Annotated in this window: 18 protein-coding genes; 9 read left to right on the top strand and 9 right to left on the bottom strand. The window is 37.7% G+C overall.

All coding sequences use genetic code 11. The features are described from left to right. The first annotated feature begins 184 nt into the window (after window positions 1–184). The 3 genes from M3182_RS17275 (at window position 185) to ahpF (ending at window position 3161) form a co-directional block, all read left to right on the top strand. Window positions 185–742 carry a GNAT family N-acetyltransferase gene (locus M3182_RS17275; protein WP_251559214.1) on the top strand — a complete coding sequence of 186 codons (558 nt, stop codon included), beginning with the start codon at window positions 185–187 and terminating at the stop codon, window positions 740–742. A 311-nt stretch (window positions 743–1053) separates the two neighbouring features. Next, entirely contained in the window at window positions 1054–1617 is a 564-nt protein-coding gene (gene ahpC / locus M3182_RS17270; protein ID WP_251434753.1) for an alkyl hydroperoxide reductase subunit C, read from the top strand. A 14-nt stretch (window positions 1618–1631) separates the two neighbouring features. After that, a complete protein-coding gene (ahpF, locus tag M3182_RS17265; RefSeq protein WP_251434750.1) occupies window positions 1632–3161 on the top strand; it encodes an alkyl hydroperoxide reductase subunit F in 1530 nt (509 codons plus the stop codon). Window positions 3162–3412: 251 nt separating this feature from the next. Here ahpF and mqo read toward each other — a convergent pair whose 3' ends face one another. Further along, the gene (gene mqo, locus M3182_RS17260; protein WP_251434747.1) at window positions 3413–4945 is read right to left on the bottom strand and encodes a malate dehydrogenase (quinone); all 1533 of its coding nucleotides are present in this window, start codon (window positions 4943–4945) and stop codon (window positions 3413–3415) included. Window positions 4946–5771: 826 nt separating this feature from the next. On the opposite strand from mqo, the gene M3182_RS17255 reads away from it, so the two are divergent. After that, window positions 5772–6212, top strand: coding sequence for a YtoQ family protein (locus tag M3182_RS17255; protein WP_251434744.1), 441 nt, complete (start codon window positions 5772–5774; stop codon window positions 6210–6212). A gap of 128 nt (window positions 6213–6340) precedes the next feature. Here the strand turns inward: M3182_RS17255 and M3182_RS17250 are convergent, their stop codons facing one another. Then, a complete protein-coding gene (locus tag M3182_RS17250) occupies window positions 6341–7489 on the bottom strand; it encodes an endo-1,4-beta-xylanase (protein ID WP_251559212.1) in 1149 nt (382 codons plus the stop codon). 365 nt (window positions 7490–7854) lie between these two features. Here M3182_RS17250 and M3182_RS17245 point away from each other — a divergent pair, with 365 nt between their 5' ends. The 5 genes from M3182_RS17245 to M3182_RS17225 all read left to right on the top strand — a co-directional run bounded on the left by M3182_RS17245 (window position 7855) and on the right by M3182_RS17225 (window position 13652). Next, a complete protein-coding gene (locus M3182_RS17245; RefSeq protein WP_251559210.1) occupies window positions 7855–9591 on the top strand; it encodes a sensor histidine kinase in 1737 nt (578 codons plus the stop codon). Further along, window positions 9591–10376, top strand: coding sequence for a response regulator transcription factor (locus tag M3182_RS17240; RefSeq protein ID WP_251559208.1), 786 nt, complete (start codon window positions 9591–9593; stop codon window positions 10374–10376). Before M3182_RS17245 ends, M3182_RS17240 begins: the two co-directional genes overlap by 1 nt. A gap of 107 nt (window positions 10377–10483) precedes the next feature. Continuing rightward, on the top strand, window positions 10484–11791 hold the full coding sequence (locus M3182_RS17235; protein WP_251559206.1) for an extracellular solute-binding protein: 1308 nt from the start codon (window positions 10484–10486) through the stop codon (window positions 11789–11791). A gap of 72 nt (window positions 11792–11863) precedes the next feature. Then, a complete protein-coding gene (locus tag M3182_RS17230; RefSeq protein WP_251434730.1) occupies window positions 11864–12742 on the top strand; it encodes a carbohydrate ABC transporter permease in 879 nt (292 codons plus the stop codon). A 16-nt stretch (window positions 12743–12758) separates the two neighbouring features. Beyond that, entirely contained in the window at window positions 12759–13652 is an 894-nt protein-coding gene (locus M3182_RS17225) for a carbohydrate ABC transporter permease (protein ID WP_251434727.1), read from the top strand. 848 nt (window positions 13653–14500) lie between these two features. Here the strand turns inward: M3182_RS17225 and M3182_RS17220 are convergent. The 7 genes from M3182_RS17220 to xylA form a co-directional block, all read right to left on the bottom strand. Continuing rightward, a complete protein-coding gene (locus M3182_RS17220) occupies window positions 14501–15130 on the bottom strand; it encodes a YesL family protein (RefSeq protein WP_251434725.1) in 630 nt (209 codons plus the stop codon). A gap of 155 nt (window positions 15131–15285) precedes the next feature. Further along, window positions 15286–15894, bottom strand: a complete 609-nt coding sequence (locus M3182_RS17215; protein WP_251559204.1) for a polysaccharide deacetylase family protein — start codon at window positions 15892–15894, stop codon at window positions 15286–15288. A gap of 100 nt (window positions 15895–15994) precedes the next feature. Next, the gene (locus M3182_RS17210) at window positions 15995–16978 is read right to left on the bottom strand and encodes an aldo/keto reductase (RefSeq protein WP_251559202.1); all 984 of its coding nucleotides are present in this window, start codon (window positions 16976–16978) and stop codon (window positions 15995–15997) included. A gap of 21 nt (window positions 16979–16999) precedes the next feature. Next, complete coding sequence (locus M3182_RS17205) at window positions 17000–17851, bottom strand: MBL fold metallo-hydrolase (protein ID WP_251434717.1); 852 nt, start codon at window positions 17849–17851, stop codon at window positions 17000–17002. Window position 17852: 1 nt separating this feature from the next. Beyond that, complete coding sequence (locus M3182_RS17200; RefSeq protein ID WP_251559200.1) at window positions 17853–18893, bottom strand: aldose epimerase family protein; 1041 nt, start codon at window positions 18891–18893, stop codon at window positions 17853–17855. Window positions 18894–19223: 330 nt separating this feature from the next. Then, a complete protein-coding gene (gene xylB / locus M3182_RS17195) occupies window positions 19224–20723 on the bottom strand; it encodes a xylulokinase (RefSeq protein ID WP_251434713.1) in 1500 nt (499 codons plus the stop codon). A gap of 87 nt (window positions 20724–20810) precedes the next feature. Continuing rightward, window positions 20811–22127 carry a xylose isomerase gene (gene xylA, locus M3182_RS17190; RefSeq protein ID WP_251434710.1) on the bottom strand — a complete coding sequence of 439 codons (1317 nt, stop codon included), beginning with the start codon at window positions 22125–22127 and terminating at the stop codon, window positions 20811–20813. Between the last annotated feature and the right edge of the window lie 506 nt (window positions 22128–22633).

Genomic DNA, 22633 nt, shown 5'->3' with positions numbered 1-22633 from the left:
CCTTGCCACAAAGGCTATTTTCTTAACTTACATATAGAAGCAAAGATTATTTCTTCAACAATTTAATTTAGGGCATGTCCAATAACATGTTAGAGAAACGTGAGCGTCGTGGATGAAAAATAGGAACCTAATCAGGTAAACTAAGGGAGTGGAGTTCTTTAATTTTAGAAACGAGGAGAAAAGCTTGATTAGACCTGCAAAAAAAGATGATAAGCAATTTGCTAGTTGTCTCATTTATGATGCCATTGATGATATTGCGCTTAGCTTAACAGGGGAAACGGAGAAGAACAAAGTCTTGTCACAGTTAGGACAGTTCTTTTGTGAAGATCAAAACCGCTTAAGCTACCGCAACACTTTGGTGAAGACAGTAGATGGTCTCCCCATTGGCATTGCGATAACTTATCACGGGAAAGATGCCTACTCTCTAGATGAGCCGATTCGCCAGCATCTCTTAAAAACAAATGGAGTAAAGCCAAACATAGATCAGGAAGCAGATGAATCGGATTTTTATCTTGATACATTGAGTGTGAATCCACAGTTTGGAGGGCGTGGCTACGGAACGGAGCTATTAAACGCGAGCATTCAATCAGGAAAAGAGCTTGGTTATCACACCCTTTCCTTAAATGTTGAAAAATCCAATACAAAGGCGCGGAAACTTTATGAACGCATTGGTTTTACCTATAAAAAAACCATAACCATTCATCAACATTTGTATGATTATATGGTTCTATCTCTTACATAAGTTCATTCAATTTATTTAAAAGCATACTTTTTAATCTTTTCATTCTTAGCGGTAAAATAATAGAAGAATAACACTTCATTTCGCAAATCTATTTTCAATAACACATTAACAATTGAGAAATAGTAAAATCTATTAATTCAAAAGAGATCCTGCATTATGAACCAAAACGGAAAAACAATGATGGTTTTCTCTTGACATTGGGAGTAACTATAATATAATAATTTATATTGAATTAGAATTATTATAGAATAATGAAGAATGAACTTGTCTATAATAATTCTGAAATAATTATTTTTTAGGAGGACTCAATTATGTCTCTAATTGGAAAAGAAGTACAACCTTTCAAAGCACAAGCATTTAAAAATGGTGATTTCGTTGAAGTAACTGAACAAAACTTAAAAGGTCAATGGAGCGTTGTTTGCTTCTATCCTGCAGACTTCACTTTCGTTTGCCCAACTGAACTTGAAGACCTTCAAAACCAATATGAAGAATTAAAGAGCCTTGGATGTGAAGTTTACTCTGTTTCTACAGACTCTCATTTCACACATAAAGCATGGCATGATCATTCCGAAGCAATCGGAAAAATTACTTACACAATGATTGGAGATCCTTCTCACGTGATTTCTCGTAACTTCGATGTTCTAATCGAAGAAGAAGGTGTTGCTGACCGCGGTACTTTCATCATCGATCCAGACGGAGTTGTACAAGCTCTTGAAATCAACGCTGGTGGAATCGGTCGTGACGCAAGCACACTAGTAAACAAGATCAAAGCAGCTCAATACGTTCGCAACAACCCAGGCGAAGTTTGCCCTGCTAAATGGCAAGAAGGTGGAGAAACACTTAAGCCAAGCCTTGATCTAGTAGGAAAGATTTAAGGGAGAGATTATAAATGGCACTTGATGCAGAAATTAAGTCACAATTAAATCAATATCTTCAGCTTCTAGAAAATGACATTCTGCTTAAAGTCAGTGCTGGTTCAGATGACACATCAAAGGAAATGCTAGCTCTTGTTGAAGAGCTAGCTTCCATGTCTTCTAAAATCACTGTCGAAAAAGTAGAATTAAATCGTACACCAAGCTTCAGTATCAACCGTGTTGGCGAAGACACTGGTGTTACTTTTGCAGGTGTTCCTCTAGGACATGAATTCACTTCTTTAGTATTAGCGCTTCTTCAAGTAAGTGGCCGCGCTCCAAAAATTGATCAAAGTGTGATTGATCAAATTAAAGCAATCGAAGGCGAATACAACTTCGAAACATATGTCAGCTTAACTTGCCACAACTGCCCTGACGTTGTTCAAGCATTAAACATCATGAGTGTGCTTAACCCAAACATTAAGCATACAATGATTGATGGAGCTGCATTTAAAGAGGAAGTTGAAGCGAAAAACGTAATGGCCGTACCAGCTGTTTACCTAGATGGCGAATTCTGGAATGGCGGACGCATTTCTTTACAAGAAATCCTTGCTAAACTTGGCTCAGGTCCAAGTGCAGAACAGTTTGCTGATAAAGGACCATTTGATGTCCTTGTTGTTGGTGGTGGTCCTGCTGGAGCAAGTTCAGCAATCTATGCTGCACGTAAAGGAATTAAAACGGGAATTGTTGCAGAACGCTTTGGTGGACAAATACTTGATACTTTAAGCATAGAAAACTTCATCAGTGTGAAAGCAACAGAAGGTCCGAAACTTGCACAAGCGCTTGAAGAGCATGTAAAAGAATATGACATTGATGTTATGGACTTACAACGTGCGAAGCGTTTGGAAAAGAAAGACCTATTTGAATTAGAACTTGAAAACGGTGCTGTTCTTAAGAGTAAATCTATTATTATTTCAACAGGTGCTCGTTGGCGCAATGTGAACGTTCCTGGTGAACAAGAGTTCAAGAACAAAGGTGTCGCTTACTGTCCACACTGTGATGGTCCGTTATTTGCTGGTAAAGATGTTGCTGTTATCGGTGGCGGGAACTCCGGAATTGAAGCGGCTATTGACTTGGCAGGAATTGTGAAACATGTCACAGTTTTAGAATTTGCTCCTGAGTTAAAAGCAGATCAAGTTCTTCAAGAACGTCTTCATAGCCTTCCAAATGTTACGGTTGTAACGAATGCAGCAACTCAAGAAATCACAGGTACAGACAGTGTTAACGGCATTACTTACCAAGATCGTGAAACAGGCGAAGAACATCATGTTGAATTACAAGGTGTATTCGTTCAAATCGGACTTGTGCCAAACACTGAATGGTTAGAGGGTACACTTGAGCGTAATCGCATTGGTGAAATCATTGTTGATAAACGCGGTACAACAAGCATCCCTGGCGTGTTTGCTGCCGGCGATTGTACGGACAGTGCCTATAACCAAATCATTATTTCAATGGGATCTGGTGCAACTGCAGCTCTAGGTGCATTTGACTACCTTATCCGTAACTAATAAAAAAAAGTCGCTCTCAATTTGAGCGACTTTTTTTATTATATCGTTGTATCTCTGTCTCCCCTTCTCCACTTTAGTAATTATTCTTTGTATCGTGAATAACATCCATGTTTTTTTGGACATTCAGTCTATTAATTTATGAATAACTCTTTTTCCTTTTTTAGAAGACACTCAAAAAAACGGTTATTTAATCTGTTTTCTTCGAAACAATTAAATAACCGCTCAGCTTCTTACATTCTTTTATAAGGAAATTAGGCTTGCTTTAACAATGGAGCCTTTGTTTTCGGTGTTAATTTGTTTTTTCCCGCCAAACCCAATGTACGTGCTGTTTGGACATGGATATCACGCAGAAGCTGTGGATTTTCCATTAAGGATACTCCATAAGATGGAATCATTTCTCTAATTTTAGGCTCCCATTCGAGCATAAGCTCTGGGAAGCACTTTTTGATGACTTCAAGCATAACATGAACCGCTGTAGAAGCACCTGGTGACGCCCCTAGCAACGCTGCAATCGACCCATCAGAAGCTGTGATCACTTCGGTTCCAAATTGAAGAGTTCCTTTTCCACCTTGAATTGTATCTTTTATCACCTGTACACGCTGTCCTGCTACAATTAAATCCCAATCTTCACTCTTAGCGTCCGGAATAAATTCGCGAAGTTCTTCCATCCGCTGTTCCTTAGATAAAGAGACTTGTTGAATCAAGTATTTTGTTAAAGGCATCTCTTTCGCACCCGCAGCTAACATTGTCATAACATTATGGGGCTTGACGGAATTCAATAAATCAAACAATGAACCCGTTTTTAAGAATCTCGGTGAGAAACCAGCAAATGGACCAAAGAGTAACGACTTTTCATTGTCAATAAAACGTGTGTCAAGATGAGGTACAGACATTGGTGGAGCTCCAACTTTCGCTTTTCCGTATACTTTTGCATGATGCTGAGCAACCACATCTGGATTATTACATACCATGAAAATGCCGCTTACTGGGAAGCCACCAATTCGTTTTCCTTCTGGAATTCCAGACTTTTGAAGCAAATGGATGCTGCCGCCTCCGCCCCCAATAAAGACAAATTTTGCTTTATGGTGTTCTACTTGGCCGCTTACTACATTTAGCACTTTAACTTCCCATGAGCCATCTGATGTACGTTTAATGTCTTCAACACTATGATTGTAATGAACATTGACATCTTGACTTTCTAATTGGTCAAAAAGCATACGTGTTAAAGCACCAAAATTGACATCCGTACCTGCGTCACTTTTGGTTGCAGCAATTGGCTCATTGGATTTACGTTCTTGCATAATAAGTGGGATCCAATCCATAAGCGTTCTTGGATCATCAGAGTATTCCATTCCTTCGAACAAAGGATTTTTTGATAGCGCTTTAAAACGCTTTTTTAAAAATTCCACATTTTCTTCTCCCTGCACCATACTCATATGTGGCAAAGGCATAATAAATTCTTGTGGATTACGTATAAGGTTTCGATTTACTAGATAAGACCAAAATTGCAACGACACTTGGAACTGTTCATTTACTTTAATCGCTTTGCTAATATCAATTGAACCATCCGGCTTTTCACTGGTGTAGTTCAGTTCGCATAGAGCAGCATGCCCTGTGCCTGCATTATTTAATTCGTGAGAGCTCTCTTTACCAGGCCCCTCAAGTTTTTCAAACACTTTAATGTTCCATTCGGGAGCTAGCTCTTTCAGAAGTGTCCCCAAAGTCGCACTCATAATTCCGGCACCAATTAAGATTACGTTATTTTCAGTTTGTATATTGCCCATAATAACCTTCCTTATATCCTAAGATTTACAGAAAGAATGTAGGCGCTCCTTTTCAGTCACCATAGCAAGCCATGGAACGACCTAGTCACACATCTTTTCTGAAACAATAATCGTCTATATATAGTTTATCAGAACTTTTAATATATTAAAATATTTAATTATGATTAATTAAATGTGACAATCTAGTGAAAATTAGATGAAACATAAAAAACCAGTCCAAAAGGCGTCAAAAAACAGACAAATAAGCATTGACGTTTTTCGATAAAAAATTTTGATTCTTGACAACTTATTTTTGAATGAGTACATGAAAAGAACCCACTCAAGAGAATGGTTTCTGCGTTTTGTTATAACAAATTCTCAAATATCTAAGGAGTTTAACCATACCATTTAGGTGAATACTACCTTGAACATAAAACATGATTCTAGTTCTAACAGAGCTCCCTTAACACTCATATGAATAAACTCTTTTGCTTATCACCTTTCAAGCTTTTTTTTGTAACAATTCGTTCACTTTTTCTATCCTTACTATAAAGATGGGTACAAATTGTTTTAAGAGGCTCATTCTCACTTACTCGGTCGCGTAAACTATTACGACCACGCTCCGTCCCCCCTTTTTCTTCTCCATCTACTTTCCCTTTATCCAAAATACCGAAAATTCAAACCTCATCCCATTCAAAATAGGCATTCCAGTTTCTCCGTATTCCCAATTTTACTTCTGTTTTTCTCTAATAAAATTGATTGTTGGTCGGAAAGTAGGCAAAGCTTTGAAAATTGCTTCAAATTCGTTAGTATAGAAGTATACAAACATTTATTGGAGGAGATAGGGATGGAATTAACTGTTTATTTGGCTGGTCAAATTCATGACAATTGGCGCGATGAAGTAAAATCAAAGGCAGAGGAAAAAGGGCTACCTTTAAAATTTGTTGCACCACAAACAGACCATGATCGCTCTGATCAAATTGGAGAAGAAATTCTGGGCAAGCAACCAAGCAAATTACATAAAGATGATGTCGCATCAGATATCAACAACCTTAGAACTCAGGTGTTAATGCAAAAATCGGATCTTGTGATTGCGTTATTTGGTGAAAAGTATAAACAATGGAATACCGCGATGGATGCTAGTACGGCTATCGCCTTGAACAAACCAACGATCATCATTCGCCCTGAATCATTAATTCATCCATTAAAAGAGCTGTCCAATAAAGCAAACGTGACGGTTGAAACGGTTGATCAGGCCATAGAGGTAATCAGTTATATTTTTGAATAAATATGGATAGGAGCCAGTCGAATGAACCGACTGGCTTTTCTTTTATTAATATTCGCTTTTAAAAGACCAGGCCATAACTGGACCTGGTCTCTTCGAAATTCATTTTCAAATTCATTTTCTATAATCTCTTAATCAATGATCTTCCAATAAGCTTGTTTTACGTTATAATCCACATCAAAGACAAATGGTGCATCTTTTCCAACACCGTCATTGTATTGTTCCGCACGATCGTCTAACCATGTATGATTGTCGGCTACACCCCAGAATGTTACGCTACTGATTTTATCCCCTAAACTCTCATACAACTGGAATAATTGATCATAATGCTCTGCTTGACGATCAAATTCACTTGCTGGAATTGCATCATAAGTTGGGAATGCAGGACGTGGCGGCCAGCCGTAAAGGCTCATATCTAATTCGGTAATTTGGTTATCTAAACCAAGGTCAGCAAACATGTTGATGGAATCCTCGATTTCTTTAAGAGAAGGCCAACCGATTTGGATATGTGCTTGATGGCCTACTCCATCGATTGGTACACCTTCTTCAACCATTTGTTTCACAAGGTTATAAAGAGTCGTTCTTTTTGGTTCTACTTCTGTATTGTAATCATTAATATATAGCTTGGCATCTTTTCCAGCAAAACGGTCGGCTGTTTCAAATGCCACTTTAATATAATCCGTTCCTGTGATTTGATACCAAGGCGAATTGCGAAGTTCACCGCTATCATCCACAACTTCATTCACAACATCCCAAGAAGTAACATCATTCTTATAGCGTTTTACAACCGTTTTAACATGTGTTTCAAGACGCTTTAATAATAATTTCTTGTTCTTTTCACGTTGTTTTGGATCGGTTTCTTCAACCATTGGGTTCCCTTCTTTATCAAGGAAAAACCAGTCTGGTACTTGGCTATGCCAAATAAGAGTGTGGAAACGTAGTTCCATATTATTTTCTTTAGCAAATTTTACGATTTTATCTGCTTCCTCGAAGTTGAACTTTCCTTCTTCTGGCTGGATATTAATCGGCTTCATCACATTTTCAGCGACAATGCTGTTATAATGCTTTTTTAATACCTCTCCATTTACTCCTTCTAACATGCTTGGTTCTACAGCTGCACCAATATTAAAATACTTTTCATAACGCTGATCGAGCTCAACCTTGACGTCTAATGCAGATACTGGTTGCTGTTCAGCTGCTGAAACACTGGATAACCCAGTTGGTAATAATAATGCCAAAGCGATTCCAGATACAAGTGGTTTACGTAATACTTTTAGCATAACGATATTCTCCCCTACTTTTAGTATTTTTGAAGCAAATCTAAAAAAGCTCGAACTTACCCCCTTTTAAGAAGTTTGCTAGTCAGGCATCAAAAGAAAGGGCTTACATAATAGTGTTAGAAAATTTCGCAGCTGTTGCCCTGACATAAGGTGATTATATCTTAGTTTATCTAATGAATAAACTAAGATTTTCAAGTTTTCCGAAAAATGATAAAATAGTACTAGACACCTTTACTTATTTTGCAAATTTCCAAAGTGAATTCTCTAACCCTAAAATATGACATAACTTAACAAAATACGAGAAAGGCTAGATAAAACAAGGTATAATGAAGCTAAACGATTTCACAAAAGAAAGGCGCCTAGTCATGTTTAATCAACTAAAAAAGTGGAATACCTTGCGGAACCAAATCTTGTTTATCTTCTTACTTGTTATGGTAATTGTTCTTTTTATTGTAAGCCTTCTCACATTAAGACAAGTTTCTTCATTGTTGAAGAATAATGCTGAAAAACAAATCCAACAAGTCGCAATTGAAGCAAATGGGCGGATGGAATCGCTCTACGAACAAATTAATACGAATTCAAAGCTTGTCATCACTGATGAAGAGGTTCAACGTATTTTAACTGATGTCTATGACGGCAAAGAAGTCACCTTTCGCGACCGTCAACAGCTAATGGGACATATTAACCGCATTATGGGAAACACAGACGGAATCTTTTCTTTTCAACTCTTTTCCGGTAAGCAACAGCGAGTGATTCCTCTAGATGAAGATCAGTTGATCAACCGTGTCGGAAAAAAGTGGATCAACGAAGCAAATAAAGCTAGAGGCGGAATGGTTTGGATTGGTGAAGATCCACATGATAAAAATTATTTTCTAGCAATCCGAACAGTTAGTCTAATGGAACGACAATATCGTAACGGTGGATATTTATTGATTAGCATCAACCGAGAACATTTTCACTTTGCTAACGAAGAATATAGCAGTGATCAATATTCGATTTTATTAGATGAGCATCAAAAACCTATTATCCAAAACTATCAGGGAGACGTCACGAACCTAATCGATAGCAATAAAACAAATATACAACTTGATCATCGCGATTATATGGTAACGAAACAAACATCCAATCTTACGGGTTGGACTGTGCTTATTTTAACGCCTGTAAGTGAACTAACAGAAGGGTTATCAGGAATACGGACAGGCATCATTTTATCAGGAGTGGTCGGTTTCATTATTTTTGCGGTAAGCTCTATTTTCTTATCAACGATCATCACAAATCCCATCGTCCGCTTAACGAAAACAATGCGACATGCAGGTGAAGGCGCCTTATCATTGAACCCTAGTGTACCTTCTGTAAATGAAATTAATGAACTAAACAGTACCTATAATCAACTAGTGAAGGAAACCAACCATTTAATTCAGATGGTTTATCAAAAAGAGATTTTACGAAGCCAGAGTGAATTGAAGGCCCTTCAAGCACAAATTAACCCACATTTTCTTTTCAATACTCTTGATGCACTGCACTGGTCTCTTGAGGAAAAAGATGAAGAAGAGTTGGCCGAACTTGTCATTGCGATGTCCAATTTATTTAGATATACGATTACCAAAGAAACGGACGATGACTGGGTATTTTTAAAAGACGAAATTAAGCATATCGGCGACTATATGGAAATTATGAAGATGCGTTTTGGAGACAAATTACAATGGCGTGTCCAGGTTCCAGCAAATTATGAGCATGTCAGAATACCAAAACTAATCATTCAGCCATTAGTGGAAAATGCCATCTTACACGGGGCGGGAAATAAAGTCGGAACCTGCCAGATTTCTGTAACTGTTGAACCCGTTCCAAACACAAACCGTATTCGTATTTCTGTTGAAGATGACGGGACTGGAATGGATCAAGAACGCATTAACTGGGTCATTCAAGCCATGAATTCAGGCGGTACATCCTCAAGCAAAGGAAAGGGAATGGCCATTTCAAATGTGTATAAACGATTGAAATTGTACTATCAAAACCTTTCACATACAGACTTAATGATTGAAAGCAACGTAAACGAAGGGACTCGTATTTCCTTTGAACTACCAATTAATGGAGGAGAATAATGGTTACAAAAAATATCGTAATTGTTGATGATGAGCCTAGAACTCGACAAGGACTTCAAAGAACATTAGAAAGTTGGAATAACGGGGAATATACCATCCTTACTGCCGAAAGCGGTGAGGATGTCCTTCGAATTGCGGATGAACGAAAAATTCACATTTTGCTTTCTGATATCCGAATGCCCGAGATGACCGGATTACAATTATTAAAAACGATGAAAGAAAAAGGAATGTCCCCTGTTGTGATTGTGATTTCAGCCTACTCGGAGTTCGAATATGCTCAAGAAGCATTAAGGCTAGGTGTTGTGAACTATCTATTAAAACCAATTGGTAAAAAGAAACTTATTGAAGCAGTTGAGGAAGCTGTAAAGGTATTAGAAAAACAAGTGCGAGTTGGAATGATTGAACGAGTAGTTGATGAGAAGATTGTTGATGCCAACACCAAAATGACGTCGACTAAAGATACAATCAAGAAAGCGATCCACTATATTGATCAACATCTAAAAGACGAATTGAGTCTTAAAGAAGTTGCCTCACATGTTCACTTAAATCCAAGTTATTTTAGCGCGTTATTCAAGGAACAAGTGGAATTAAATTTTAGTGAATATGTCACAAGACGAAGAATTCAGCGAGCAAAGGAGTTAGTGGTTTCAACAAACCTGCCAATCGGCGAAATTGCAGAAGAAGTCGGCTATAAAACTTCTAAATATTTTATAAAACTGTTTAAGGAATATGAGGGCATAACCCCCAGCGCTTACCGAAAAACCAGTGATGAAAGGGCTTTCTAAAAATAGTAGTATTTTTCCTAAACGTAGTTCCCTTTTTTGAATTTTTCTACAGTGGTATTCTTATCTTGTAAGACATAGAGAAACATACTTTAAGGGGGTTTTGATTGATGAAAAAGAAAGCGTTTTCCACTGTGATGTCAATGGCATTAGCAGGCAGCCTAGTTTTAGCTGGTTGTTCCTCCTCTGATACTTCCGGAGATTCTGGTGAATCAAGTAGCGGTGATAAAACGGTTGTAAAGATGATGCATTTATGGCCTGAAGGTAGTTCAAATGCTCAGTATACAATTGTAGATGACATTATCAATGCTTATGAAAAAGAAAATCCTGATGTCGACATCCAAACAGAAATCTTAGGAAACGAACAGTACAAAGAAAAAATTAAAGTTCTATCTGCTTCAAACGAACTACCAGACGTTGGTATCACTTGGGCAGCCGGTTATATGAAGCCTTTCGTTGAAGGCAACATGTTCGCTTCTTTAGATGATATTGTTCAAGAAGATAAATTTGTTGCTGGTACACTTGATGCTTTCTCAGTGGAAGAATCTACTTACGCTCTTCCGCTTGAATTAAACATTACTCCAGTGTATTACAATAAAGAAATTTTCGAGAAATATAACTTAGAAGCTCCTGAAACTTATGATGAATTCCTAAATGTTGTTAAAACACTTTCTGATAATGGGGTTACTCCAATCACATTAGGAAACAAAGACCGTTGGACAGGTTCTATGTGGTATATGTACCTAGCAGACCGTATCGGTGGTCCTGAAGTATTAAACAAAGCAATCAATCGTACTGGAAGCTTTGAAGATCCTGCTCTAGTTCAAGCTGCCGAAGAAATCGAAAAGCTTGTTGATATGGGTGCATTCGTGAAAGGATTTAACGGCCTTTCAAACGATGAAGCAAAAGGTTACTTCATGAACGAACAAGCTGCTATGTACTTAATGGCAACTTGGGAATTACCAAACTATACAACTACCCCAGATGTTGCTCAAGAATTCAAAGACAAAGTTGGCTACTTCAAGTTCCCTACTTATGAAGGTGGCAAAGGTGACATCGACAGCTACGTAGGTGGCCCTGGTGTTGCTTTATTCGTATCTGAGCAATCAAAAGTGCAAGACGAAGCAAAAGACTTTGTTTCTTATTTAGTAGAAGAATGGGGCAAGCGATCTGTCGTTGATGCTGGTGTAATCCCTGCAACAGTTGTAGATACATCCAATGGCGAACTTGATCAAATGTACGTGGACATTCTAAACGATTTAGGAAAAGCTACAAACCTAACTCTATATGCAGACGTTCAAATGTCAGCTGGTGTTGCTGATGTTCACTTGAACCAAATTCAGTCTTTATTCGGTGGACAGTCTACTCCGAAAGAATTTGCAAAGACTCAAGAAGAGGCTCTTGCTGCTGAGGAATAAAACCTGCTTAGAAAGAGGGCATATGTTTTCAATATGTCCTCTTCTTTATAGAAAGGAAGGGGACTAATCAACATGAAAAATGTGATGTCAAATAAATTCGTAATCGCTCTTTATACACTCCCTGCTTTACTTCTCATCCTACTTCTAATCTATGTTCCAATTACCCTATCAGGTTATTACGGTCTCATGGATTGGGACGGAATCGGTGAGATGAAGTTTATTGGTTTAGAAAACTATGTCACCTTGATACAGGATAAAATGTTCTGGACAAGTACTTGGCATTCATTTTTATTAGCAATTTTCTCTACAGCTAGCTTACTTCTGTATCTAGCGATTTCATTAGTTTTAGCTAGCAAAATTAAGGGTTCGGATTTATTACGTAAAATCTACTTAATCCCAATGTTGTTATCTTCTGTTGCAATCGCCCAGCTTTGGATGAAAATCTTTGATCCAACAAACGGGATGGCCAACAAATTACTTGAAATGTTCGGGGTCGAAAATACACCAATTTGGTTAGCGGATCCAGCAATTGCGCTTTACGCAATTTTCATCCCAGTTATTTGGCAGTACGCAGGATTTTATATCCTAATTTACTATGCAGCATTAAAGAATGTACCAGATGAAGTAATCGAAGCAGCGAAAATTGATGGTGCTTCCCCGCTACAAATTGCATTTAAAATTAAATTACCTCTAATTTCTGGCGTGTTTAAAGTAACAATTATGCTTGCTGTCGTAGGATCATTGAAATACTTTGATTTGATTTATGTTATGACAGGTGGCGGACCGAACGGCGCTAGTGAAGTTATGGCTTCCTATATGTACAAAGAAGCGTTTAAATTAAATAACTTCGGTTATGGTAGTGCAATCGGATTCGGTTTATTAGTAATCTGTCTTGTTATGACTTGGATAACTTCGAAACTAACGAAATCTAAAGATGATGTTCAATACTAAGGGGGAGTGAAACAAGATGAGTGAGATTAGTACACAACCAACAACAACGACCCTTCCTGCATCGGAAAAACCAAAGAAATCTTACTTGAACAAAATCGGATTTGGATTTCTTTATCTCATACTAGGGTTATTTGCCATTATTCAGATTTACCCACTAGTTTGGCTAGTGTTCTTTTCCTTAAAAACCAACCAAGAAGTGTTTGGGATGTCCCCTTTCTCCTTGCCACAAGATCCACAATGGGGAAACTATACAAAAGCTTGGACATCCGGAAATATCGGACTTTACTTTTTCAACAGCGTTTGGATTACAGTATTATCGGTAACACTTACGATTATTCTTGCTAGTTTCGTTACATTTGCTGTTACTCGGATGCACTGGAAATTAAGCGGCCTGGTTCTAGGATTATTCTTAGTTGCTTATATGATTCCACTTCATTCAACTTTGATTCCTTTATTTAACATGTACAACAATGTAAATCTAATCGATAATCCAGTTTCCATCGTATTATCCTATACCGCGTTTAACTTACCATTAACGATTATGATTTTACTAGGATTTTATAAAACGTTCCCACGGGAAATTGAAGAAGCAGCCGTTATGGATGGATGCTCCGTTCACCGCATCTTTTTCCAAATTACGCTTCCAATGACTGTGCCTGTCCTTTCAACGACAGCCATCATTAACATGATCTACAACTGGAACGAATTCGTTTTCGTTAACACTTTCATCAGTTCAGATCAGTGGAAAACATTAACTGTTGGTATTAACAACTTCGTTGGTCAATACCTAACAGACTGGGGCGCAATCGGTGCAACACTCGTTATCTCGATCGTTCCAATCCTTATCGCTTTCTTATTCTTAAGCGATAAGATTGTGGAAGGTATGGCAGCCGGTTCTGTAAAAGGTTGATTGGTTTCATGAATGAGACAAAAGACAGATCGACTAAGTATTCACACTTCGCTGTGGTACTGGACGGTCTGTTTTTTTGTTTGGATAAGTGGGTGATTCCCCTTTCATGTTACCTAGCTCATAACCGTAAATCTACTTTCTGTTCTCATTTTTCTTTGTCCTATTAACGAATTTGCTGATTCTATTTTCATATAATCATTGGCTGTTTTCACTTTTGCTCGTTCTATTTTCACAACGTATTTCTATTTTCATTTTTCCTTGCTCTATTTACGAATTACCAGGTCCTATTAACAAATAATCATAGGCTTTTTTCACTTTTGCTCATTCTATTTTCACAACGTATTTCTATTTTCATTTTTCCTTGCTCTATTTACGAATTACCAGGTCCTATTAACAAATAATCATAGGCTTTTTTCACTTTTGCTCATTCTATTTTCACGTCGCATTTCTATTTGCATTTTTCCTTGTTCTATTTACAGATTACCAGGTCCTATTAACAAATAATCATAGGCTTTTTTCACTTTTGCTCATTCTATTTTCACGTCGCATTTCTATTTTCATTTTTCCTTGTTCTATTTACAAATATCAGGTTCTATTTTCAAATAAACAAGCCTATTTTCACTTTTACTCTTTCTATTTTCACGTTGCATTTCTATTTGCATTTTTCCTTGTTCTATTTACAAATATCAGGTTCTATTTTCAAATAAACATAGTCTTTTTTCACTTTCCCCTTCTCTATTATCACGAACTTTTTTCCTTTTCAAAAAACAATATATTATTCAACTCCTCTCCTACAGCAATTTTCATTTACAAAATAAAAAAGGACCCATTCGGTCCTTTTCACTAGTCTAATTCTGTTTCTGTGACTGCTGTTTTTTCTCCATTTTATTAAATACAAGGAAACAGGCTGCCATAATAATTGCTGCTGAAAGACTGCCACCAAAGAAGAAAGCCAAACCTGGAAGGAACTTACCGACTAATACTACTGCCGCTAGTCCTGTAATAATGACCAAATTTTCAAGTGGGCTAATCAGCATCATGAGAAACGAGTTTTTGATCATTTGCGTTAGTTTTAACTCATAGTGAACATACACTGGGAACAAGTAGAACATCGTCATTACGGCTGCAAACATGAACATATACAAAGGAATTTGAACCATACTCATCATATTACTTCCCGAATTTCTCATAAAAACTAAATCCAGAACGATTAGTCCTCCGACAACCACCATGATGTACCCTAGCCCATTACTTCGCAAGAACTCAGCTTTATAGGTCGTCCAGAACGTAGAAAAAATCGGGGTGTCCATTTCACCCATCAACCATTTGCGAATAATCGTAAACATCGCAATCGTAGCTGGAAAGAATCCTAGTACCACTAAACCTAACAAGGAAAATCCAATCCATAATAAATTAAGATACGCAAACTTCGTGATATATTCTGTCGCAACATAAACCCGACCTGCTGTCTTATTCATAGAATCCCTCCGTATATTTCAGAAACAAAATACTATTCTAAAATATAATATTACCTACCTCTATTATATAGTAGTTACGCCTTTATGAGCAGGTTTCTCACGAATATTTTTTATGGTTAATCATGGTGCAAATGTGCATCAATAGTACAGTAGAATCAAGACTCAGCTAGCTTCAACAACTCACTGACCGTTACCATTTGATAGCCTTCGGATCTCAATTCAACAACAAGCAATCGAACCGCTTCAATTGTTTGTGAACGATCACCAAATCCGTCATGAAAGATTAATATACTACCAGGCTTCACACGATCTATAGACGCTTTTACAATGTGCTCTACCCCCGGTTGTTCCCAATCTTGCGCCTCTAGATTTTGAGCTCCAACCATCACATATCCCTTTTCATTTAAAATAGTAACTACCCTATCATTGTAATCCAAGTAAGGCGGCCGAAAAACGATTGGATTACGTCCAATTAACCTGGAAACGATCGCCTCAGTTGCCTCGATTTCGACCAAAATCTGCTCTGGCGTTAGTCCTGACAACTTGGCATGTGTAAATGTATGGTTGCCGATTTCATGACCTTGTTCATTAGCTATTTTTACAATTTCAGGACATTTGTCGATATGCTCCCCAATCATGAAAAAGGTTGCTTTCGCATCTTCATCAGCGAGGATCTCTAAAACCTGTGGCGTAAAAGTCGAATTAGGACCATCGTCAAATGTTAGCGCCACTACCTTCTTGGATGTTACTACTTCATTTATCATCCTATCGCCTCTTTCAAAAAAAGAACGAGACAATCATTTGAAAGTCTCGTTCTTAACTCATTGTTTTAACAAACGCTGTTGCCTAAATCAAGAACCTCTATTAATAAGGTCCACTAATAAAATCTTTTACTTGAGCTTCATAAAAGTGTTGAATCTTTTGTTGCTCTTCTGCTGAGAACGGTTTTGTTTCTAGTGCTGATAAATTATCTTCCACTTGCTTCCTATTCTTGAATCCTGGAATGATACAAGAAATCTCTTTTTGATCGAGAATCCAACGTAAGGATGCACTTGCCATTGATTGGCGACCTTCAGCAATCCATTTCAATTGATCAGCTAGTTCTACACCCTTTTTAAAACCAAGTCCTGCAAATGTTTCCCCTACATTAAACGCTTCACCATTTTCATTAAAACGACGGTGGTCATCTTCTTCAAAAACATGGTCAGTTGTAAATTTACCTGTTAAAAGTCCACTTGCTAGCGGCAATCTTACTAGTAAGCCCACACCTTTGTTGTATGCCTCAGGAATTAATTTTTCCAGCGGTTTCTGACGGAACATATTAAAAATGATTTGCAAGCTCTTAACATTAGGATTTTCTAAGCATATGAGACCTTCTTCTACCGTTTCCACACTTACTCCGTAGTGTCGGATTTTCCCTTCTTCCTGTAAACGATCTAGCACTTCAAATACACGGCCATCTCGTAAAATTTCAGTTGCCGGGCAATGAATTTGATACAAATCGATTGCCTCACGGTTTAACCTGCGTAGGCTATCTTCACAGTAAGCACGTACTTTATCGTAGCTATAATTTTCCGGGTCAAAAATATCCCCTTGGCGACAAAATTTTGTTGCTATGTAAATCTCATCTTCTTTCCCTTTTGTTGCTTTAGCTAGAAGCTCTTCCGCATGGCCATCACCATAAACATCTGCTGTATCAAAGAAGTTAACACCTTTATCCATTGCATATTCTAATGATTTTATTGCTTCAGCATCGCTCGTCTTACCCCAAGCACCGCCGATCGCCCAAGTACCAAAACTCACTTCACTTATCTTAATACCGGTATTTCCTAATTCACGATAATTCATTTGGAACTCCCCTTTTATATTTTATTTGTAATAAATAAATCTTTCCCCAGGAGCCATCATGTGGAACTTTTGAAATGGATATTGCTGAAAAAGATAATCCACCATATACGCTGGGTTTTCCCGATTATTCGGAAATAGATCATAATGGATTGGAACAAACATGTCCGCTCCAACGGAAACCGCAAAATCAACTGCTTCTCTAAAGTTCATATTGCCAACAATCCCTCTAGATGTTCGAAAAGGGTCTCTCCCATTGATTGGTAAAAATGCAATATGAGGCTGAAACGCTCGCACTTGCTCTAGTAACATTGGCGTAACTACTGTATCACCGCTATGATAGATTCGAATTCCATTCACATCGAGAAAATATCCAAAGTAGAAATGACTCCCATTAGCATCGACTTCATACTCGGTATGCGCAGCAGGAACCGGTGTTACCTTAAAGTTTTTTAGATAAAAGCGCTCTTGTCCTCTTACAGAGACTAGTTTCTCTGGTGATACAATTCCTCCTAGTAACCCTTCATCCGGGGCTGGAACTGCAAATTGGGTTTGCTGAGAAGCCTTTGCGATTCCCGAAATTGTTTCAATATCTAGATGGTCTCCATGTGCATGCGTAAGCAAGATTCCATCTGCACATGCTAGCATTTCCGGTTCCATAATCGGAGGAAATGCTCGTTTAAATTCTGAGTTTGGGTCAGTATCTTCTATGCTTGCGGTTAAATAAGGGTCCACACAAACGAGACCATCATCCGACCTTCCCTTAATAAGAATACCAGCCTGACCTAAATTCCAAAAAGCAACACTGTCTCGCTGAATCTCAGTACCAACAACTTCGTTAAGAAGTTGTTTCCCACTTTTATGAATCAACCTCATTCTATTCCTCGATTACCCCAAATTTATATTTCGTCACAGATAAATATTGCTTGTCTTTATCCAATACCACCGATGGAAAATGCGGATGATGAATGGCATCTGGGAATCCTTGTGTCTCCAAGCAAATGCCTAAATATTTTCTAGAAGCCACCCCACGATACTCTCCTTCAGAACTTAACGAGTTTCCGGAATAAACGACAACTGCCGGTTCATCGGTCTCCACCGTTAATGACCGTCCACTTTCAGCATCTGCTAAAACAATTTCGTTATCATGGTTTGCTTTTAGGATAAATGGATGGTCGTATCCGTTCCCTACTAACACATTTTGGGGATGGTTAGATTCAACTCCATTTTGAATAAGTCCACCTTTTGTAAAATCAAAAGCTGTATTTTCCACCGATAGGAATTCCCCGGTTGGAATGAATTCATGATCAAGTTCAAGGAACTGGTCGCTCTTTAACGTTAATGTATGATTTAAAACATCATGTTTGAGGTTTCCACTCAAGTTAAAATAAGAATGATTCGTCACCGTTAACAACGTTTTCTGATCTGTCTGCGCTTGATATTGAATAGAAATTTCATTGTTGTTATTTATCGAGTAAATTACTTCAATAGATAAATTTCCTGGATACCCTTCTTCCCCATCAGGACTTACATAAGAGAATTTAACTCCGTCGTCAAGTACTTCCGCATCCCAAACAACTTTATCGAATCCCTTTATTCCACCATGAAGATGATTGGAGTGATCGTTCTGTGCTAATGTATACGTTTGACCATCAAGTTCAAACTCCCCACCTTTAATGCGACCACCGACACGACCAACAACTGCACCCTGAAACGAAGAGTCCTGAAGATAATCATTTAATGTGTCATGTCCAAGGACAACGTTTTCAAAATTCCCATGCTTATCTGGAACTGTGATTTTCGTGATAATACAGCCATAATTAATTGCTGTCATTTCCATTCCTTGATCATTCTTCAAGGTATACGAAAAGACAGGCTTGTTCTCAACCTGACCAAATTCTTCTATTACAACCTTCATTTCGATCAACTTCCCTTCTTAACTGCCCTTCTTAGTTCACTAAAGAATAAACGAACTTTTGCTTAAGCGTCAATGAAAAGAAAGCCCCACGGAAAGTGGGGTTTTTTGTTTTCATTCATCGTTGTTTAAGGCTCTTTTCTTAACCTTGTTGCTTTTAGGGATAAAATGTAAAGTTTAGCTATCTTTTCACAGGAAAGTACCTTTATATTAAGAGAAAAGAGCATGCAAACTTAGCATTAATGCACAAAATGGTTTATTCTGCGTTAAAATCGGCATTTGGATTTTAACAACACTCTCTACAAAACTGCCTTGTTAAAGCTAAGGGAGAATCTATTTTCTAAATTCTTTTAGCTGGTCATTCAATGTTTTCGTTTGTGTATAAACTTGCTGATAAATCGCAAAAACTTTTTGATAAGTTTCCACATTTTCAGGAATTGGCTCATATGTTTTCGCCGTTTGTAGGAAAGCATCTGCACAATCTTTTAAAGAAGTAAACCAACCACAACCATAAGCAGCTAGCATCGCAGCACCCATACCAGGACCTTGCTCACTTGTTAGTTTTTCAATTCTGGCATTAAAAATGTCGGCCTGCATTTGTAGCCACGTTTCGTTTTTAGCACCACCACCGATGGAGATAATGGTATCAATTTTCTTGCCACTATTTCTAAAGAGTTCAATTGATTCATGCAACGAGAACGTAATTCCTTCAAGAACAGCACGGGCAAAATGCTTACGTTCATGTGATGCATCTACGCCAATAAAGCTTGCACGAATATTAGAATCAGCATGCGGTGTGCGCTCTCCTACAACATAAGGTGTAAATAACAAACCGTTGCTGCCGGCAGGAACTTCATCTACTCCAGCTAAAAATTGGTCAAACGCTTCTTCTTTGGCAAAGGTATCTTTGAACCAACTTAAACTATAACCTGCAGCTAAGGTTACCCCCATTGTATAGAAGGTATTCTCTTCGCCGTGGTTGAAATAATGAACTTTCCCTTCAAAATCAAGGTCGCTTCTGTCTTCATAAGATAGCACAACACCAGATGTTCCAATGCTGCATAATGTTTTACCTTCTGATAATATTCCGGAACCGATCGCACCACATGCATTGTCGGCACCACCAGCAAACACTTTAGTTGCTTCTGACAAACCAGTTTCGGCAGCGAATTCAGCTGTCACGGTGCCAACTAAATCATGAGATTCTACTAATTCTGGGCAAAATTCAGGCGCAAGTTCAAAATGACTTAATATTTCCGGACTCCATTCACGCTTTGCTACATTTAATAGAAGCGTTCCCGCAGCATCGGAGTATTCCATATGAATTTGACCTGTGAGGCGATAACGCAAATAATCCTTTGGAAGCATAAATACACTTGAACGTTCGAAAATCTCAGGTTCATTTTCTTTTACCCAAAGAATTTTCGGCAATGTAAAACCTTCCAAAGCTGGGTTCTTTGTAATCTCTAAAAGTTGTTGTTGGCCCACTACTTCATAGATTTCTTCACATTGTTTCGTTGTTCTCGTATCATTCCAGAGGATTGCATTTCGAAGTACTTGGTTATTTTCATCTACTAAAACAAGTCCATGCATTTGTCCGGAAAAGCTGATGCCTTCGATATCGTTCACATCACCATCGAATTGCTCAATCAATTCAGCTAAACCAGCAGTTGTTTTTTCAACCCACTCTTCTGGGTTTTGTTCACTATAACCGGATTTTTCAATAATAAGAGGATATGATTTTGAAACTTCATTGCATACTTCCCCATTTTGATTTACAAGCAAGATTTTAACCGCACTTGTACCGAGGTCAACACCGATTACGTATTTCATCCGTATCATCCTTTTCCTTTTCTATGAAAATGTGCTGGAGTAAAATACTTCCAGCACATTTTTATGTTTAGTATTAGAAAGCTAGTCTTATAGTGTTTCTAATAGATATTGGTTGATTAGAGCTTTTAAGCGCTCAGTTCTACCAGATGTGTTCTTGATTTCAGTTAATTGAAGAGCATATGCTTCAAGTTCACGGAAGTTTGTTTTTCCTTCTACAATGTCAAGGCCGATTCCTTTTGTAAAGCTGCTGTAACGCTCTTCGATAAAGTTATCAAGGACCTTATCTTCAATTAATTTGTTTGCTACTTTTAGTCCGATAGCAAATGCATCCATTCCGGCAATATGTGCATGGAAAAGATCTTCTGTATCAAATGATCCTCTTCTTACCTTCGCATCAAAGTTTAAACCACCTTGACCTAATCCACCATTTTTCAAGATTTCATACATTGCTAATGTGTTTGTGTATAAATCTGTTGGGAATTCATCTGTATCCCATCCAAGTAGTGTATCCCCTTGGTTTGCATCAACAGAACCAAGCATTCCGTTAATACGAGCTGTTCTTAATTCATGTTCGAAAGAATGACCAGCAAGTGTTGCATGGTTTGCTTCGATATTAAACTTGAAGTAGTCAGTTAGGTCATACTTTTGTAAGAATGCTAGTCCAGTCGCTACATCGAAGTCATACTGATGTTTTGTAGGCTCTTTTGGTTTTGGCTCGATTAAGAATGGAACATTTAAGCCGATTTCTTTCGCATAATCAACAGCCATATGGAAGAAACGTGCTAAGTTGTCCTGCTCAAGCTTCATATCAGTGTTTAGAAGTGTTTCATATCCTTCACGGCCACCCCAGAATACATAGTTTTCTGCGCCAAGTTCTTTTGCTACTTCTAGACCCTTCTTCACTTTTGCTGCAGAGTAAGCGAATACATCTGCATTTGGAGAAGTTGCTGCACCATGAGTGTAGCGTGGGTTTGTGAACATGTTAGCTGTATTCCAAAGCAACTTTGTTTTGCTTGTCTTCATATAATCTTGGATCATTGAAACGATTACATCTAGGTTTTCGTTTGTTTCTTTTAAAGTGCTTCCTTCTGGAGCGATATCCACATCATGGAAAGCAAAGAATGGAACATCTAGCTTTTCAAAGAATTCAAATGCTGCTTCCACACGTGCTTTTGCTAAATCTAAACCTTTTAAGTGATCCCAAGGACGAATTGCTGTTCCTACACCAAATGGATCTGAACCGTCTGCATTGAATGTATGCCAATATGCTACTGAGAAACGTAGAATTTCTTCCATTGTTTTGCCATTGATTACTTCTTCAGGATTGTAATATTTATACGCAAACGGATTAGTTGATTTTGCACCTTCATACTTGATTTTGTTAATGGATTCGAAATAAGCCATGGGGTTATTCCTCCTAGTAGTAGTTTTATAGTTTCATAACATCAATTTGATTTGTAAATGCTTACAAAGATTCGAATCAGTGTCTGTAACCTTTGTATGATTGAATTATAGCACCGCTAACTTAGTTTGTCTAGCGAATAAACTAAGGTTTTTTAAATTTTTTTCAAACTCTCATTTTTGAGTTTCACAAATTGCTAGAAAGCCGTCCCTCATATTAAGATTATGTCTGCAATATTTTAAAAACGAAAGGGTGATGTGACTCGATCAGTAGTTGTACTGATTATGTTGTTTGTTCCCATTTAAAAACCAGTAGTTGCAAGCTTTCTTACTAACTTCATACAACTAATAATATTTCTTTAGTAAGGGAAATCAACTAGTTTTTCACTGGGTCAAGCATATTTAATACCATCGAAGCCTCTTCTAATGTATCCGTTTTCAAATGTTTTTTCAATACTTAAAGTGAATTTTAATGGACAGAAGTTTTTACCTTTTATTGTAAACGGATT

Source organism: Mesobacillus maritimus (genome assembly GCF_023715205.1).
GTDB classification, from domain to species: domain Bacteria; phylum Bacillota; class Bacilli; order Bacillales; family Cytobacillaceae; genus Mesobacillus_B; species Mesobacillus_B maritimus_C.
The sequence above is the reverse complement of the archived record's forward strand: the minus strand, read 5'-3'. Positions and strand labels throughout refer to the sequence as shown.

Coding starts and splice junctions, on each gene's coding strand:
- ahpC (WP_251434753.1), top strand. CDS start 1,054: ATGTCTCTAATTGGAAAAGAAGTACAACCTTTCAAAGCACAAGCATTT.
- ahpF (WP_251434750.1), top strand. CDS start 1,632: ATGGCACTTGATGCAGAAATTAAGTCACAATTAAATCAATATCTTCAG.
- mqo (WP_251434747.1), bottom strand. CDS start 4,945: ATGGGCAATATACAAACTGAAAATAACGTAATCTTAATTGGTGCCGGA.
- M3182_RS17255 (WP_251434744.1), top strand. CDS start 5,772: ATGGAATTAACTGTTTATTTGGCTGGTCAAATTCATGACAATTGGCGC.
- M3182_RS17250 (WP_251559212.1), bottom strand. CDS start 7,489: ATGCTAAAAGTATTACGTAAACCACTTGTATCTGGAATCGCTTTGGCA.
- M3182_RS17245 (WP_251559210.1), top strand. CDS start 7,855: ATGTTTAATCAACTAAAAAAGTGGAATACCTTGCGGAACCAAATCTTG.
- M3182_RS17240 (WP_251559208.1), top strand. CDS start 9,591: ATGGTTACAAAAAATATCGTAATTGTTGATGATGAGCCTAGAACTCGA.
- M3182_RS17235 (WP_251559206.1), top strand. CDS start 10,484: ATGAAAAAGAAAGCGTTTTCCACTGTGATGTCAATGGCATTAGCAGGC.
- M3182_RS17230 (WP_251434730.1), top strand. CDS start 11,864: ATGAAAAATGTGATGTCAAATAAATTCGTAATCGCTCTTTATACACTC.
- M3182_RS17225 (WP_251434727.1), top strand. CDS start 12,759: ATGAGTGAGATTAGTACACAACCAACAACAACGACCCTTCCTGCATCG.
- M3182_RS17220 (WP_251434725.1), bottom strand. CDS start 15,130: ATGAATAAGACAGCAGGTCGGGTTTATGTTGCGACAGAATATATCACG.
- M3182_RS17215 (WP_251559204.1), bottom strand. CDS start 15,894: ATGATAAATGAAGTAGTAACATCCAAGAAGGTAGTGGCGCTAACATTT.
- M3182_RS17210 (WP_251559202.1), bottom strand. CDS start 16,978: ATGAATTATCGTGAATTAGGAAATACCGGTATTAAGATAAGTGAAGTG.
- M3182_RS17205 (WP_251434717.1), bottom strand. CDS start 17,851: ATGAGGTTGATTCATAAAAGTGGGAAACAACTTCTTAACGAAGTTGTT.
- M3182_RS17200 (WP_251559200.1), bottom strand. CDS start 18,893: ATGAAGGTTGTAATAGAAGAATTTGGTCAGGTTGAGAACAAGCCTGTC.
- xylB (WP_251434713.1), bottom strand. CDS start 20,723: ATGAAATACGTAATCGGTGTTGACCTCGGTACAAGTGCGGTTAAAATC.
- xylA (WP_251434710.1), bottom strand. CDS start 22,127: ATGGCTTATTTCGAATCCATTAACAAAATCAAGTATGAAGGTGCAAAA.